Origin of the sequence: Alloalcanivorax sp. C16-1, from assembly GCF_046507805.1 — a bacterium.
Classification (GTDB): Bacteria; Pseudomonadota; Gammaproteobacteria; order Pseudomonadales; family Alcanivoracaceae; genus Alloalcanivorax.
The window spans coordinates 841,065-856,754 of sequence record NZ_JBKFTK010000001.1 but is presented as its reverse complement, the minus strand read 5'-3'; the positions used below and the strand labels follow the sequence as shown (position 1 = coordinate 856,754).

At 68.6% G+C, this 15,690-nt stretch carries 13 protein-coding genes; 10 read left to right on the top strand and 3 right to left on the bottom strand.

Features of this window, described 5'->3' with window-relative positions; translation table 11 throughout:
* Positions 1-75: 75 nt before the first annotated feature.
* From ACLD0W_RS04050 to ACLD0W_RS04040, 3 genes are read right to left on the bottom strand one after another with little or no spacing between them, the layout of a single operon-like run.
* Positions 76-1,659: a DHA2 family efflux MFS transporter permease subunit gene (locus ACLD0W_RS04050; protein WP_410306217.1), complete on the bottom strand. Its 1,584-nt coding sequence runs from the start codon at positions 1,657-1,659 to the stop codon at positions 76-78.
* A gap of 26 nt (positions 1,660-1,685) precedes the next feature.
* Positions 1,686-2,909: an efflux RND transporter periplasmic adaptor subunit gene (locus ACLD0W_RS04045; RefSeq protein ID WP_410306216.1), complete on the bottom strand. Its 1,224-nt coding sequence runs from the start codon at positions 2,907-2,909 to the stop codon at positions 1,686-1,688.
* 16 nt (positions 2,910-2,925) lie between these two features.
* On the bottom strand, positions 2,926-4,449 hold the full coding sequence (locus tag ACLD0W_RS04040) for an efflux transporter outer membrane subunit (protein WP_410306215.1): 1,524 nt from the start codon (positions 4,447-4,449) through the stop codon (positions 2,926-2,928).
* A gap of 101 nt (positions 4,450-4,550) precedes the next feature.
* Between ACLD0W_RS04040 and ACLD0W_RS04035 the strand changes: the two genes are divergently transcribed.
* The 10 genes from ACLD0W_RS04035 (at position 4,551) to ACLD0W_RS03990 (ending at position 15,656) form a co-directional block, all read left to right on the top strand.
* Positions 4,551-5,267: a CerR family C-terminal domain-containing protein gene (locus tag ACLD0W_RS04035; protein ID WP_410306214.1), complete on the top strand. Its 717-nt coding sequence runs from the start codon at positions 4,551-4,553 to the stop codon at positions 5,265-5,267.
* 126 nt (positions 5,268-5,393) lie between these two features.
* Entirely contained in the window at positions 5,394-6,755 is a 1,362-nt protein-coding gene (locus ACLD0W_RS04030) for a M16 family metallopeptidase (protein WP_410306213.1), read from the top strand.
* Positions 6,752-8,152: a M16 family metallopeptidase gene (locus ACLD0W_RS04025; protein WP_410306212.1), complete on the top strand. Its 1,401-nt coding sequence runs from the start codon at positions 6,752-6,754 to the stop codon at positions 8,150-8,152. The genes ACLD0W_RS04030 and ACLD0W_RS04025 overlap by 4 nt, the downstream gene beginning before the upstream one ends.
* On the top strand, positions 8,127-8,723 hold the full coding sequence (gene rsmD / locus ACLD0W_RS04020; protein ID WP_410306211.1) for a 16S rRNA (guanine(966)-N(2))-methyltransferase RsmD: 597 nt from the start codon (positions 8,127-8,129) through the stop codon (positions 8,721-8,723). Before ACLD0W_RS04025 ends, rsmD begins: the two co-directional genes overlap by 26 nt.
* Positions 8,720-9,712, top strand: a complete 993-nt coding sequence (locus ACLD0W_RS04015; RefSeq protein WP_410306210.1) for a calcium/sodium antiporter — start codon at positions 8,720-8,722, stop codon at positions 9,710-9,712. The genes rsmD and ACLD0W_RS04015 overlap by 4 nt, the downstream gene beginning before the upstream one ends.
* A 50-nt stretch (positions 9,713-9,762) precedes the next feature.
* The gene (locus ACLD0W_RS04010; RefSeq protein ID WP_410306209.1) at positions 9,763-10,857 is read left to right on the top strand and encodes an AI-2E family transporter; all 1,095 of its coding nucleotides are present in this window, start codon (positions 9,763-9,765) and stop codon (positions 10,855-10,857) included.
* A gap of 30 nt (positions 10,858-10,887) precedes the next feature.
* Positions 10,888-11,676, top strand: a complete 789-nt coding sequence (locus tag ACLD0W_RS04005; protein WP_410306208.1) for a hypothetical protein — start codon at positions 10,888-10,890, stop codon at positions 11,674-11,676.
* A gap of 76 nt (positions 11,677-11,752) precedes the next feature.
* Positions 11,753-12,844: a patatin-like phospholipase family protein gene (locus ACLD0W_RS04000; RefSeq protein WP_410306207.1), complete on the top strand. Its 1,092-nt coding sequence runs from the start codon at positions 11,753-11,755 to the stop codon at positions 12,842-12,844.
* A 159-nt stretch (positions 12,845-13,003) separates the two neighbouring features.
* Positions 13,004-14,278, top strand: coding sequence for an MATE family efflux transporter (locus ACLD0W_RS03995; RefSeq protein WP_410306803.1), 1,275 nt, complete (start codon positions 13,004-13,006; stop codon positions 14,276-14,278).
* Between the two features lie 34 nt (positions 14,279-14,312).
* Positions 14,313-15,656, top strand: a complete 1,344-nt coding sequence (locus ACLD0W_RS03990; RefSeq protein WP_410306206.1) for an amidohydrolase — start codon at positions 14,313-14,315, stop codon at positions 15,654-15,656.
* The last annotated feature ends 34 nt before the right edge of the window (positions 15,657-15,690 follow it).

Genomic DNA, 15,690 nt, shown 5'->3' with positions numbered 1-15,690 from the left:
GATCCTGTGGGGTCGAATGCGGGGCGGTCGGTATGCTACCACCATGGGGGCGGGCAAAAAACGCCGGCGGCCCCCTCAATGCGCCCCGGCCGGCGCCCCCTGGCCGGCCACGCCGCGGCGGATAATGAACACCAGCGGCACCATGCACAGGAACAGAATCGCCATGAACTTAAACACGTCCAGGTAGCCCAGCATGCTGGCCTGGTTGAGCAGGTCCTGATACAGGATGCCGTGGCTGGCCAGGTCGCCGGCGCCGGTGGCCTGGCCGATCTGATGGATCTGGTCCTGGTAGGCCGGGTTGTAGGGCGTGATCTCCTCCGCCAGCCGCGACTGATGAAACTGGCTGCGCCGGGCCAGCAGGGTGGTGGCCAGGGAAATGCCGATGCTGCCGCCCAGGTTGCGGGCCAGGTTGATGATCGCCGAGGCGTCGTTGGATTTCTCCATGGGCAGGCCGTCGTAGGCGGCGGTGCTAATGGGAATGAACAGGAAACCCAGCGCCGAGGCCTGCAGCACCCGTGCCATCATGATGGTGTTGTAGTCCGCCTCCAGGCTGAAGCCGGTCATGGTGTACAGCCCCACGCCGCTGACCAGGAAGCCGAAGCCGATCAGATAACGGGTCTGCACCTTGCCCACCAATCGCCCCACCAGGGGCATCAGGCAGATGATGGCGATGCCGCCGGGGGTCAGCACCAGCCCGGCCTGGGTGGCGGTGTAGCCCATCAGTTCCTGCACGTACAGCGGCAGCACCGCGGTGCTGGCCAGCAGCACGAAGCCGAGGATCATCATGAACAGGTTGGCCACCGCGAAGTTGCGGTTGCGGAACAGGTGCACGTCGACGATCGGGTCCTTGTCGTACCACTCCCAGATCAGGAAGGCGATCAGCCCCACCGCCGCCAGGCAGGTCATGGCCAGGATAAAGCCGGAATGCCACCAGTCATCCTGCTGGCCCCGGTCGAGCATGATCTGCAGGGCGCCCAGGCCCACCACCAGCAGGCTGAAACCGATCAGGTCCACCCGGGGTCGCTTGCCGCCGCGCTTGTGGCGGGCGTCCTTCATGTAATCCGGGTCGCGGATCAGCGCCTGCACCAGGGGAATCAGAATCAGCCCCACCGGCAGGTTGATCAGAAACACCCAGCGCCAGGAAAAATGGTCGGTGATCCAGCCGCCCAGGGTGGGTCCGATGGCCGGCGCGAACACCACGGCGATGCCGTACATGGCGAACGCCATGCCGCGTTTGGCCGGCGGAAAGGCGTCCGACAGGATCGCCTGGGACACCGGCTGCAGGCCGCCGCCGGTGATGCCCTGCAGGCAGCGGAACAGGATCAGGGTGCCGAGGGTGGGCGCCAGCCCGCAGGCCAGGGAGGTGAGCGTGAAGCCGGCGATGCAGATCATGAAGAAGCGCTTGCGGCCGACCACGTTGGACAGCCAGCCGCTGATCGGCAGCACCACCGCGTTGGTCACGGTGTAGGAGGTGAGCACCCAGGTGGCTTCGTCCTGGGTGGCGGACAGCCCGCCGGCGATGTGCAGCAGGGCCACGTTGGCGATGGAGATGTCGAGCACCTCCATGAAGGCGGCGATGGCCACCACCGGGGCGATCACCCAGGGGCTCACGTTGTTGCGCGCCCCCGGGGTGCCGGCGCGGATGGAATCAACGGCCATGACGATTCTCCTCGTGGGCGCCGGGCTCAGGAGGCGCGGTCATCGCCGCCCCGGTTGGCGGCCAGGATCTCGGCGATCAGCGCGTCCACTTCACTCTGGTCGCGGCGGTACACGCCGGTTTCGAAGCGGGCGCCGGACACCGGCGCCTCGGCCAGGGTGCGGCCGTCCCGGTCGCGGGTTTCCACGGTGACTTCCATGGACAGCCCCACGCGCAGCGGGAAATCGCGGAGGTCGTCGCCGTCCAGGCGGATGCGCACCGGCACCCGCTGCACCACCTTGATCCAGTTGCCGGTGGCGTTCTGCGCCGGCAGCAGGGCGAAGGCGTTGCCGGTGCCGGCGGCCAGCCCGGCCACCTTGCCGTGGTAGACGTGGTCGTCGCCGTACAGATCGGCGGTCAGCTCCACCGGCTGGCCGATGCGCACATGGGTGAGCTCGGTTTCCTTGTAGTTGGCGTCCACCCACACCTGGTCCAGGGGCACCACCGCCATCATCTTGCTGCCGGGCTGCACCTCCTGGCCCACCTGCACGCCGCGCTGGGCCAGGTAGCCGTCGGTGGGCGCCAGAATGCGGGTGCGCTGCAGACGCAGCCAGGCCTGGCGCAGGTCCGCCTCCGCGCGCAGCACCTGGGGATGGTCGTCCAGGGTGGTGTCGGCCACCGCCGCGCGGCTGGCGGCCAGCTGATGGCGGGCTTCCTGATAGGAGGCGCGGGCGGTTTCCAGCTCGGTCTCCGCGTGCTGGAAGTCCTGGGTGGAAATGCCGCGCACCTGCTGGAGCCGCCGGGCCCGTTGATAGTCGCGGCGGGCCTGTTCCAGGGAGGCCTTGCGCAGGGTCACGGTGGCGTCCAGCTGGTCGGCCTGATCGAACAGGCGGCGCACTTCGCGCACGGTCTGGGCCAGGTTGGCCTTGGCCTGTTCCAGGGCCACGCGGGCGTCGGTGTCGTCCAGGGTCACCAGCAGGTCGCCGGCGGCCACCCGGTCGGTGTCCTCGGCGTGGATCGATACCACGGTGCCGTTCACCTGGGGCGATACGCTGACCACGTTGCCGCCCACGTAGGCGTCCTCGGTGGTAATGTGGAAGCGGCCCCACAGCAGCCAGTAGGCCAGGTAGCCGGCGGCGGCGATCACCACCACCAGGGCGAGAATCAGAAGCAGGCGTTTGCGTTTGCCGCCGTTGTTGTTCTCGGCGGGGGTGTCGCCGGACGGTGGCGGGGTGTCGCGGTTGGTGTCGGTGGGGGTGTCGTGCTCGGCCATGAAAGGTCTCCGGCGTTCAGGGGGCGGTCGGCGCGGCGGCCGTCCGGTCGTTCCGTTCGGGGGGTTCGCTCCACCAGCCGCCGCCCAGGGCGTGGTAGAGCGCGGCGGTGTCCACGTAGCGCTGACGCACCGCGTCGATGCGCGACAGCAGCGCCTGGTTGTAGCGTTGCTCGGCGCTGAGCACGTCCAGATAGCCGGCGGCGCCGGCCCGGTATTGCTTGCGCACCAGGGCCAGGCTGTCGCGGTTGGCTTCCAGGGAGTGGTCGCGGGCGTTGAGGGCGTCGGCGTCGCGCTGGATGGCGTCGAGCACGTCGGCCACCTGCACGAAGGCGCCCAGCACGGTGTCCCGGTAGCGGGCGTACTCCGCTTCCCAGGCGGCCTGGGCGGCTTTTTTATTGGCGCGCAGGGTGCCGCCATGGAACAGCGGCGCGGTCAGATCGGCGCCCAGGGTCCAGACCTTGGCGGCGGGTTCGAACAGGGCGTCACCGTGGTTGGCCACGGAGCCCAGGCTGGCGGTGAGATTCAGGTTGGGATAGAGCCGCGCGGTGGCCAGGCCCACCTGGGCGTTGGCGGCGTGCAGCTGCTCTTCCGCCGCCAGGATGTCGGGGCGCTGGCGCACCAGCTCCGAGGGCAGGCTCACCGGCAGCTCCGCCGGCAGGTTCAGGTCCGCCAGCGACAGCGGCGGCGCCTGGAAGGTGGCCGGGTCGGCGCCCACCAGCCGGGCCAGGGCATGCTCGGTGGTGGCCAGATCGTGGCGCAGGGAGGGCAGCTGGGCGCGGGTGTCGGCCAGCTGCGCCCGGGCGCGCAGCACGTCGGCGAAGGCCACCGAGCCGGCCTGTTCCTGCTCACTCAGCAGCTCCGCCTGATCACGTTGCAGGCGTACGATGGCTTCGCTGGCGGCGAGCCGGTCACGCAGGGCGGCCAGGCGCACCGTGGTCACCACCACGTTGTCCACCAGGGTCAGCATGCTGCCGCGCAGCAGGTTCCGGGCGTACTCCACCCGGGCCACCTGGGCTTCGGTCTCCCGGTCCGAGGCGCCGAACAGATCCAGGTCATAGCTCAACGCCAGCCGCGCTTCGTAGAGGTTGAAGACGTTGTTGAACATGGGATTGTCCTGGCCGATCCGCGCGCCATTGGAACGCTGGCGGGTGGCGCCGCCGGACAGGTCCAGGTCGGGCAGGTCGGAGCCGGACACCGCCTCCAGCTGGTGGGCGGCCTGGCGTAGGCTGGCCTGGCTGGCGCGCAGCGACGGGCTGTTGTCCATGGCCTGGCGGATCAGCGCGTCCAGCGCCGGGGACTCGAACAGCCGGTACCAGTCGGCGGCGATGGGCGCGCCCTCGGTGAACCGCTGGGCCTCGCCGCCGGGGCCGTCGGTGCGGGTGGTCTCGCCCGCCGGCGCCCGCACCTGGTAATCGTCGGCCAGCTCGTCCGCCGGCGATTGGAAGTCCGGGCCCACCGCGCAGGCGCCCAGCGTCAGCGCCATCAGCGCGATCAACGTGGGGCGCCGCCAACGGCGGACGGGGATGGGGGAACTGGGCATGGAACGCCTCCCGATGAAGTCGGGCAACATTCTTGAACAGTCCAATGACAAAATCAATCGATTGAATTAATATTGGCCCTTTCACGCCACCGGAACCGAGCATGGCCAAGCCCGGCACCGGGCCCGCCCCGGGCCCCGAATCCGCCCCCTCCGCGGGGCCCGCCCGCGCCGAATCCGCGCGCAGCGAAGCTACCCGCAAGCGGCTGGTGGACGCCGGCTTGCGCCTGTTCAGCCGCCAGGGCTTCGACGCGGTCAGTACCCGGGCCCTGGCGAACGCCGCCAAGGCCAATCAGGCCGCCATTCCTTACCACTTCCAATCCAAGGAAGGGCTCTACCGGGCGGTGGCCTGGCGCATCGTGGAAACCGTGCGCCCGGCCATGGAACCCGCCGTGCTGGAGGTGCGCGCCCGCCACGCCGGCGGCGTCACCGACCTGGCCCGGGCCCGCGAGGACGTGGCGTTGCTGGTGGGTGCCCTGCTCGACAAGATTCTCGCCCAGCGCGACAAATACGAGGTCGGCTACTTTCTTTTGCGCGAACAGATGCAGCCCACCGCCGCCATGGACATCCTCTACGACGAACTGATCCTGCCGGTGCACGAACTGCTGGCGCGTTTGGTGGGGCCGCTGCGCGGCAAGCCGGAAACCGACCCGGATGTGATCATCGAAGTGCAGGCGCTGTACGGCGAGGCTCTCGTGTTCGGCGTGCACCGCACCACCCTGATCCGCCGCCTGGGCGTCAAAAGCCTGGACGACGATCACCTGGCGCGCATCGCCCGGGTGGTGCGCGAAACCCTGCTGCGCCAGTTCCCGCTGCCGTAACCGTCGCCGGAACCTAACCGGCGTCGGGTCAGTCCTACCGGGTTATGGCCGCCGACGGCTCGCGTCGGCGGGGGCTAACCATCATAATCGCCGGTTCCCTGACCCCGGTTGTTCAGAGGAAAGCGCATGAAAAAACTGTGGATCGCCCTGGCGTTGAGCCTGGTCGCGGTGACCGCGCGGGCGGACCTGCCCACCCATGAATTCCAGCTCGACAATGGCCTGAAGGTACTGGTGCGCGAAGACCACCGCGCGCCGGTGATCACCGTGATGATCTGGTTCAAGGCCGGCAGCATCGACGAGGCGCCCTACGAAACCGGCGTCGCCCATCTGCTTGAGCACATGATGTTCCGCAACAGCAAGCACCTGGCCCCGGGGGAATTCGCCCGGCTGGTGGCGCGCTACGGCGGCTCCAACAACGCCTTTACCAGCTACGACTACACCGCCTATTTCCAGCAGTACGAAGCGTCGCGGCTGCCGCTGGCCCTGGAACTGGAAGCCGAGCGGCTCAAGAACCTGCGCATCGAGGACGACGACTTTTATCGTGAGCTGCAGGTGGTGATGGAAGAGCGCCGCCAGCGCACCGACGACCAGCCGTTCGCCCTGGCCCAGGAGAAATTCCAGGCGGTGGCACGGCCCGGCACCGGCTACGCCCACCCGATCATCGGCTGGCGCGATCAACTGGCCCAGCTCAAGCCGGAACAGGCGCGCAGCTGGTACGACCGCTTCTACGTGCCCGGCAACGCCACCCTGGTGATCGCCGGCGACGTGACCGAGGCGCAGGCGCGGCCGCTGGTGGAGAAGTTCTTCGGCGACATGCCCGCCGGCGAAACGCCGCCCCGTCCCAAACCGACCCTGAACCCGCCCGCCGGCGAACGGCGCATGACCCTGCATCTGCCGGTGCGGGTGCCGGCGCTGTTCATGCAGTACAACGTGCCGTCGCTGACCACGGCCGAGGACCCGGCCACCTTCTACGCCCTGACCATGCTGGCCGGCGTGCTGGACGGTGGCCTCAGCGCCCGGGTGGAAAGTCATCTGGTGCGCGGCCAGCGCCTGGCCGCCGGTGCCGGCGCCAGTTACGACGGCCTGCAGCGCGGCAACGGCACCTTCAGTTTCTCCGCCTCGCCCAACCCGGGCGTCAGCCTGGAGCAGCTGGAGCAGGGCTTCGAAGCGGAAGTGCGCAAGATCGCCGAACAACCGCCCAGCGCCGAGGAAATGGACCGGGTGCGCGCCGGCGTGCTGGCCGGGCAGGTGTTCCAGCGCGATTCGGTGATGGGCCAGGCCATGGAACTGGGCCGGCTGTCGGTGCTGGGCGTGGACTGGCGCCTGGCCGAACGCTTCGACGAGAACCTGGAGAAGGTCACCCCGGAGCAGGTGCAACAGGCCGCCCGCGACTGGCTGGTGGCCGAGCGTGGCGCCGTGGCCTATGTGTACCCGCCGGAGCCGCCCGCCGAGGCGTCACCATCCACCCGTCAGGAGGCGTCGCAATGATCGTCTGGAAACCCTTCGCCGCCGCCCTGTGCGCCCTGGCCCTGGCCGGCTGCGCCAGCTTTCCCACCACCGCCGCCCGGGTCGATCAGGCCAAGCCGGCGGCCCCGGCACTGACCATTCAATCCTGGACCACCGGGCAGGGCGCGAAAGTGCTGTTTGTGCCCTCCGACGCCCTGCCCATGCTCGACGTGCGCCTGGTGATGAACGCCGGCGGCGCCCGCGACGGCGACCAGCCGGGGCTGGCGTCCATGACCAGCGCGCTGCTCGGCGAAGGCGCCGAGGGCCTGACCGTGGACGACATCGCCCGGGGCTTCGAGGACCGGGGCGCCAGCTTCTCCACCGGCAGCTACCAGGACATGGGCGTGATCAGCCTGCGCACCCTGTCGCGGCCCGAATGGCGCGACGACGCGGTGAACCTGCTGGCCCGGGTGATCGGCTCGCCCAGCTTTCCCCAGGACGCCCTGGACCGGGTCCGCACCCGCGCCCTGCAGGGCCTGAAGATGGACCGCCAGGTGCCCGGGCCCCAGGTGGAAAAAGCCTTTCAGAAGGTGGTCTTCGGGGACCATCCCTACGGCCACGCGGACGACGGCACCCTGGAGAGCCTGCCCGGCATCACCCGCGCCGACGTGAGCCGCTTCTACCAGCGCTATTACGCCGCCGGCAACGCGGTGATCGCCCTGGTCGGCGACGTCAGCCGCGAGCAGGCGGAAGCCATCGCCGCGCGCCTCAGCGAGGCGCTGCCGGAGGGCGGCCCGGCGTCGCCGCTGCCCCGCGCCCAGCGTCTCACCGAGCGCACCGTGGAGCACATCGACTTCCCTTCCAACCAGACCCACATTCTGATCGGCAACCAGGCCACCTGGCGCGGTAACCCTGACCATGCGGCCCTGTACGTGGGCAACTACATCCTCGGCGGCGGGGGCTTCGCCTCCCTGCTCACCCAGCAGGTGCGCGAGGAGCATGGCTACGTGTACGGCGTATCCAGCTACTTTCAGCCGATGGCCGGCGGCGGCCCGTTCCGGCTGCAGCTGCAGACCGCCAACGACAACGCCGACCAGGCCCTGGCGCTGACCATGGGCATCCTGCGCGACTTCATCGCCGACGGCCCCACCCAGGAACAGCTGGACAACGCCAAGGCCAATATTCTTGGTCGCCGGGCACTGGAAACCGCCGACAACAGCGATATCATCGGCCAGCTCGGCGCCATCGGTTTCTACGACCTGCCGCTGGATTACCTCCAGCGCTTCAACGAGCAGGTCGAAGCGGTCACGGTGGCGGACATTCGCAACGCGTTCCAGCGCGCCCTGGACGCCGACAAGCTGGCCATCGTCAGCATCGGCCCGCGCGCGCCGGACGTGCCGCAAGGCGCACAGGATGAAATCCAGGGGCAAAACCAGTAAGGGTCAGGTTCGCATCATCGGCGGCGAGCGCCGTGGCCACCGGCTGCATTTCGTGGACCAGCGCGGCGACCTGCGGCCGTCCTCGGACCGCCTGCGCGAGACGCTGTTCAACTGGCTGCGGGCGGACGTGCCCGGGGCCCGGGTGCTGGACCTGTTCGCCGGCTCCGGCGCCCTGGGCGCCGAGGCCCTCAGCCGGGGGGCCGAACGGGCGGTGCTGGTGGAACGCAAGCGCGAGCGCTGCGCCGACCTGAGCCGGCAGCTGGAGCCGCTGTTCGCCGAGCGCGTGCGGGTGCAGTGCGCCGACGCGCTCAAGTGGCTGCCGCGTTGCGCCGAGCGGTTTGACCTGGTGTTCATCGACCCGCCCTATGATCTGGGGCTGGCGGCGCCGGCCTGCGCGGCCCTGGAAGACCTGGGCCTGCTCGCCGACGACGCCCTGATCTACGTGGAATCCCGCCGCCAGGCGGACGCCCCGCCGGTGCCGGAAAGCTGGGAGCTGATACGGGAAAAAGACGGCGGCGACGTGCGAGCGCGGCTTTATAGAAAAACTTCTTTTGTTGGAGGTCCATCTTGAGTCTTGCCATAGGCGCGGTGATCGCCGGGCTGATTTTGCTGATCTGGAGCGCCGATCGTTTCGTGGACGGGGCGTCCGCCACCGCCCGCCACGCCGGTATGCCCACCCTGTTGATTGGCATGCTGGTGATCGGCTTCGGCACCTCGGCGCCGGAGATGGTGGTGTCGGCGCTGGCCTCCCTGGACGGCAACCCGGGTCTGGCCCTGGGCAACGCCTACGGCTCCAACATCACCAATATCGCGCTGATTCTCGGCCTGACCGCCGTGATCAGCCCGATCGCCGTGCATTCCTCGGTGCTGCGCCGTGAGCTGCCGGTGCTCACCGTCATCACCCTGGTGTCCGGTTATCAGCTGCTCGACGGTCAGGTGGATACCGGCGACGCGGTGGTGTTGCTGGCGGCCTTCGCCGGGCTGATGGGCTGGTCCGTGTACCAAGGCATGCGCGGCAAGGGCGACCCCCTGGGCGGCGAGGTGGAAACCGAGCTGGACAGTCAGCCCATGCCCCTGGGCAAGGCGCTGTTCTGGCTGCTGCTGGGGCTGGTGCTGCTGGTGGTCAGCTCGCGCCTGCTGGTGTGGGGGGCGGTGACCATCGCCGAGTCCCTGGGCGTCAGCGATCTGATCATCGGCCTGACCGTGGTGGCGGTGGGCACCTCACTGCCGGAACTGGCTTCCAGCCTGGCGGCGATCCGCAAGAACGAACACGATCTGGCGCTGGGCAATGTGCTAGGCTCGAACCTGTTCAACACCCTGGCGGTGGTGGGCATCGCCGGCGCCATCAGCACCGTGCCCACCGAGCCGGCGGTGCTGTACCGGGACTGGACGGTGATGGCGGCGCTGACGGTGGTGCTGTTTCTGTTCGGTTATGGCTTCCGGGGCGCCGGCGAGGGCCGCATCAACCGCCTGGAAGGGGGCGTGCTGCTGGCCGCCTACCTGGGCTACACCGGCTACCTGATTTCCACCCTGGTCACCGCCCCCGGCGTCACCGCCTGAGCGACCGTGATAAGGCCGCACTGATAAGGCCGCACTGATAAGGAGAGTCGATGCGCTCGCCGCTCGAACAGAAGTCCTTCCTGGCCCTGCTGCTGGTGGTGAGCGTCGGCTTCCTGTGGGTCCTGAAGCCGTTCTACGCGCCGATCTTCTGGGCCTGCGCGGTTGCGCTGATTTTCTTCCCGATGCAGAAGAAGCTGCTCGCCAGGTGGCCGAACCGGCCCAGTCTGGCGGCGGCGGTGACCCTGCTGGTGTGCACCGTGGTGGTGGTGATCCCGGTGCTGGCGGTGGCCGCCTCCTTCGTCACCGAAGGGGTGGCCGTGTACCAGAAGATGCAGCAGGGCGACCTGGACCCGCAGAAATACATCGACGCCTTGCGCACCGGTTTTCCCTCCGCCTACCACCTGCTGGAGCGCGCCGGGGTGGAATTCGGCAACCTGGGTCAGCAGCTGATCGAGGGCCTTAAAAGCGCCGGTCAGTTCCTCGGCAAACGCGCCCTGGCGGTGGGCCAGAACACCTTCCAGTTCTTTATCGACCTGGGGCTGATGCTCTACCTCACCTTTTTCCTGCTGCGTGACGGTCCGCGGCTGGTCAATATGCTGATCCGCGCCCTGCCCCTGGGCGACGACCGGGAACGCCTGCTGTTCGACAAGTTCGCCGAGATCACCCGCGCCACTATCAAGGGCAACCTGGTGGTGGCGGCGGTGCAGGGCGCCCTGGGCGGCCTGATCTTCTGGATTCTCGGTATTCCGGCGGCGCTGCTGTGGGGGGTGGCCATGGCCCTGCTGTCGCTGATCCCGGCGGTGGGCGCCGGCCTGATCTGGCTGCCGGTGGCCTTGTACCTGTACGCCGTGGGGCAAACCGCCGACGCCGTGATCCTGACCCTGTTCGGTGCGCTGGTGATCGGTCTGGTGGACAATCTTCTGCGGCCAATTCTGGTCGGTCGGGATACCAAATTGCCCGATTATGTGGTGCTCTATTCGACGCTGGGCGGCCTGGCGCTGTTCGGCATCACCGGCTTCGCCCTGGGCCCGCTGATGGCCGGCCTGTTCGTGGCGTTCTGGCAGATATTCATCCAGGAATTCAACACGGAACCGCCGCCGGAACAGGCCGGTCCCAATGAACAACAGACCAATGAACAACAGTAAGAACAGGGACGCAATCCCGGGAGAACAACCATGAATCTGTTCTATGTCATGCCCATCGTGGTGGCGGCCGCCGTGGCCAGCAGCTGCGGCGACGACGAGGACGGCGGCTTCGGGGGCCTGCGTTCCGACGCCTCGGTGTTCTATTACAACCAGATCACCAGCAATGGCGCCGACGACCAGAGCACCCTGACCGCCGATGTCACCCTCTCCGGGGACGACAGTGATAGCGTATCCGGCGTGGGCTATTCCCGGGATGATGAAGGCCCGGAGTTGCGGGTTCGTATCGACGAGGGCAACGACAACGACGACAACAGCGTTTCCCTGGAGGGCGTGAACGGCAGCGGCGGCCGCCTGTTCCGGGCCCGGGTGAACCTGGCCAACAACAGCAACTACACGGCGGTGTCCTACGGCGACACCAGCTTCAATTCCACCGGGGTGGCGATTTTCGAGCAGGACGGTAGCGACGTGGATTCCGGCGCGCGCTTCCGGGTGATCAACACGGTGAACCCGGAAGATTTCAATGCCACCGGTTTTTCTCTGCGTTACAACGACGCCGGCACCGGTACATATTTTGCCACCGGTTTGCGCCTGGGACAGGCCACCGACTACCAAAGCACCAATGCCGGCAGCCTCAACCTGGTGGTGGCGCGTAGCGGCGTCAGCCCGGAGGAGCGGTTCGACCGGGTGGATTGCTCACTCAGCGGTTCCCGCACCTATGATGTGATCCTGGCCTCCGAGGACCCGTTGAATCCGCCGCTCAGCGAGAACGAGGCGGACGGCGCCCTGGTGCTCTATTGTCATCCCCAAGAACGAAATTGAGCGCAACCATTCCCGTCATTGTGTTTCCCGCGCCAGCGGTTAGCATGGCCCGGATCCGTTAGCCGGGGGAACCGCCTTGCCCGCCATCCATACCCGCCAGCCGGCGCTGGTGCTGCGCGCCGGCGCCCGGGCGCGCCAGCACCTGCTTGACCATGGCCTGCGCGCCGACGACGTGGACATCGTGCCCGGCGCCGCCGGCGGCCCCAAGGCGGTGGGCCTGGCCGGCCTGGACCGGGCCGTGTTCGGTGACTTCCTGCCCCGGGCGCCGCGCCCGCGCACCCTGATCGGCGCCTCCATCGGCAGCTGGCGGTTCGCCGCCGTGGCCGGCGCCCGGGACGGCCGTGATGCCGCTCACCGCCTGGCGCGGCTGGCCGATCTCTATACCTCCCAGCGGTTTCCCAAGGGCGTCACGCCCCGGGAGGTGTCCCGCCGTTGTGAAAAGATGCTGGCGGACCTGCTCGCCGACAGCGACGACCGCATCCTCACCAACCCGGACTACCGGCTGGTGGTGGTGGTGATCCGCAGCCGCCGGCTGATCAGTGGCGACCGGCCCCTGGGTCTGGGCCTGGGGCTGGCCGGGGTGATCGGCGGCAACCTGCTCAGCCGCCGGACCCTGGCCGCGTTCATGGAGCGCGGCCTGGCCTACACCGGCGAGCCGGAACTGCCCCTGGACGCCCTGCGCGACTTCGCCACCCACGCCATCCCGTTGGATGTGCAGAACCTGCGTGCCCTGCTGCTGGCCAGCGCCGCCATCCCCATGGTGCTGGAAGGGGTGCGCGACATTCCCGGCGCGCCGCCGGGGGTGTACCGGGACGGCGGCCTGCTCGACTACCACCTGGATCTGCCCTACCGCAGCGACGGCCTGGTGCTCTATCCGCATTTCACCGACCGGGTGATCCCGGGCTGGTTCGACAAGCCGCTGCGCTGGCGCAACGGCGACCCGGGCCGGCTGGCGCGCACCCTGCTGGTGGCGCCGTCGGCGGACTATCTGGCCCGCCTGCCCCACGGCAAGCTGCCGGACCGCAGCGATTTCAAGCGTTACCAGGGCGACGACCCGGGCCGCGAGCGCACCTGGCGCCGGGCCATCGACGAAAGCCGGCGCCTGGGCGACGAGTTTCTGGAGTTGGTGGAAACCGGCAAGCTCGCCGACCGTCTCACGCCGCTGTGATGATCGCGACCGGGGCGGCGCTCCGCTTCAGTCGCGGTCCCGCCGCCCATGACCACGGGCCTGCTGTGTTAGGCTTGCCGCTTCCCTGAAACCGCCGGAGCCCCAGTGCCCCACGTCGACGCCTCCCTGACCCGTCAAATCTGGCAGCAGACCTGGCCCATGACCCTGGGCGTGATGTCGCTGCTGGGCTTCAATCTGGTGGACAGCGTGTTCGTGGCCCGGCTGGGCACCGAGCCCCTGGCCGCCCAATCGTTTACCTTCCCGCTGGTGTTTCTCACCATCGGCGTGCAGGTGGGCATGGGCATCGCCATCGCCGCGCTGATCTCGCGGGCCATCGGCGCCGGCCAGGAACACCGGGCCGGGCGGCTCGGCGTGCTGGTGCTCACCGGCGGCGGCGCGGTGATGGCGGTGCTGCTGTTTCTGCTGTGGGCGGTGCAGGACCCGGCCTTCGCGCTGCTCGGCGCCAGCGAGCGCATCCGCGAGGTGATCCGGCCGTTCTGGAACGTGCAGGTGCTGGCCTCCTGGACCGGCGCCATGGCCTATTTCGGCTACAGCCTGTTCCGCGCCCACGGCAACACCCGCTTCCCCGGTTCCATGATGGTGATCACCAGTCTGGTGAACCTGGCGCTGGACCCGCTGCTGATTTTCGGCCTGGGCCCGGTGCCGGCCCTGGGTCTGGAAGGGGCGGCCTGGGCCTCCCTGGCGGCGTTCGCCACCGGCGGGGTGATCACCGCGGTGTACCTGCGCGGTCGTGGCTGGCTGGAGCGGGACGGCGTGCTGGCGGAGGTGCGGGCCTCCGCCGGACCCTTCGCCCACATCGCCGGGCCGGCCATGGTCAGCCAGCTGATGCCGCCGCTGGCGGCCATGCTGGCCACCGGCCTGGTGGCGCGGCTGGGCGAATCGGCGGTGGCCGCCTGGGGGCTGACCAGCCGTCTGGAGAGCTTCTCCATCGTGCTGGTGCTGGGCATGACCATGGCGCTGCCGCCCTGGCTGGGCCGTTGCTACGGCGCCGGGCGCTGGCGGGAGGTGCAGCAAGTGATGGCCACCGCCGCGCGCATGGTGGTGATCTGGCAGGTGGTGCTGGGCCTGCTGGCGGCCCTGTTCGCCGCGCCGCTGGCGGCGCTGCTGGTGGAGAGCCCGGCGGTGCGCGAGGCGCTCACCCAACTGATCCGTTTCCTGCCGCCCAGCTACGGGCTGCTGGGGGTGTGCATGCTGGTGGTGTCGGCCAGCAACGCCCTGGGCTGGCCCTGGCGGGCCATGCTGATTTCCTTTTTACGGCTGTTCGCCTGCTATCTGCCGCTGCTGTGGCTGGGCGCCTGGCTGGGCGGCCTCACCGGCCTGGCCATCGGCGCCGGCTGCGGCAATCTGCTGGCCGGCGTGATGGCCTGGACGTTCTATAAGAAGGGCCTGCGCCGGCACCTCGACGCTTCGTAGGCCCGCGGGTCCACATTTAACCAGGGGAGAGTGTATGTCTGTTTCATTGTCATGGCGGAAATCGCTGGCGGCGGCGCTGATGCTGGCCGCGGCCGGGGCCCAGGCCGCCACCGGGCTGAACGAACGGGTGGCCGAACTGGCCGAGGCCCAGGCGGATCAGCTCGAAAGCACTTTCAAGCACCTGCACGCCCATCCGGAGCTGGGTTTCCAGGAAACCGAAACCGCCAAGATGGTCAGCAAGCGTCTTAAAAAGCTCGGCTATCAGGTGCACACCGGCATCGGCGGCACCGGCGTGGCGGCGGTGCTGAAAAATGGCGACGGGCCGGTGGTCATGTTCCGCAGCGACATGGATGGACTGCCGCTGAAGGAAGACACTGACCTGGATTACGCCAGCAGCAAGCAGGTGACCCTGGACGACGGCAGCAAGGTGCACGTGGCCCACGCCTGCGGTCACGATGCCCACGTGAGCTGGCTGCTGGGCATCGCCAAGGTGATGCGCGACACCCGCGACGACTGGTCCGGCACCCTGGTGCTGGTGGCGCAGCCGGCGGAAGAGCTGCTGGAGGGCGCCCAGGCCATGGTCGACGACGGTCTTTATGACCGGGTGCCGAAGCCGGAATTGCTGATCAGCGCCCACGTTTTCCCGGCCTGGCCCTCGGGCACGGTAGCGGTGCGTGCCGGACGCCGCATGGCCGGCAGCGACCAGTTGGATGTGACCCTGCACGGTGTCGGCGGTCACGGCTCCATGCCGCAGGCCACCATCGACCCGGTGGTAATGGGCGCCCGCTCGGTGATGGCCTACCAGACCATCGTCAGCCGCAATGTGGACCCGCAGAAACCGGCGGTTCTTACCGTTGGCGCCAGCCAGATCGGCGAAGCCAACAACGTGATCTCTGAAACCGGTGTGCTGAAGCTCAACCTGCGTTGGTACGAAAAGTCGGTGCGCGATCAGATGATCGAGGCGATCAAGCGGGAAACCAACGGCATCGCCCTGGCCGCCGGCGTGGCCGAGGACAAGCTGCCGGAATACACCTTCAAGGGTTACTCCGAGCCGGTCTACAACGATGAGGCGTTGGCCAAACACGCCCAGGGCCTGCTGGCCGAAGGGCTCGGCAAGGACGCGCTGATGCCCGGCTTTCCGCCGGTGATGGGCTCCGAGGATTTCCCCATGCTGGTGGCCGGCATCGAGGACACCCGGACCCTGTTCATGGAAGTGGGCGGTGGGCCCGCGGACGTGGTCAAGAACTACATGGCGACGGGTAAGCTGCCGCCGATGAACCACAATCCCAAGTTCGAAATCATCGACCCGCGTCGGGTGATCACCACCGCCATCGAGGCCAACAGCCTGTTGCTGCTGGACGCCCTGGCGCCTCAATAGCAGCCTGGATGCTGCCGTGGGAGCGGCTGAAGCC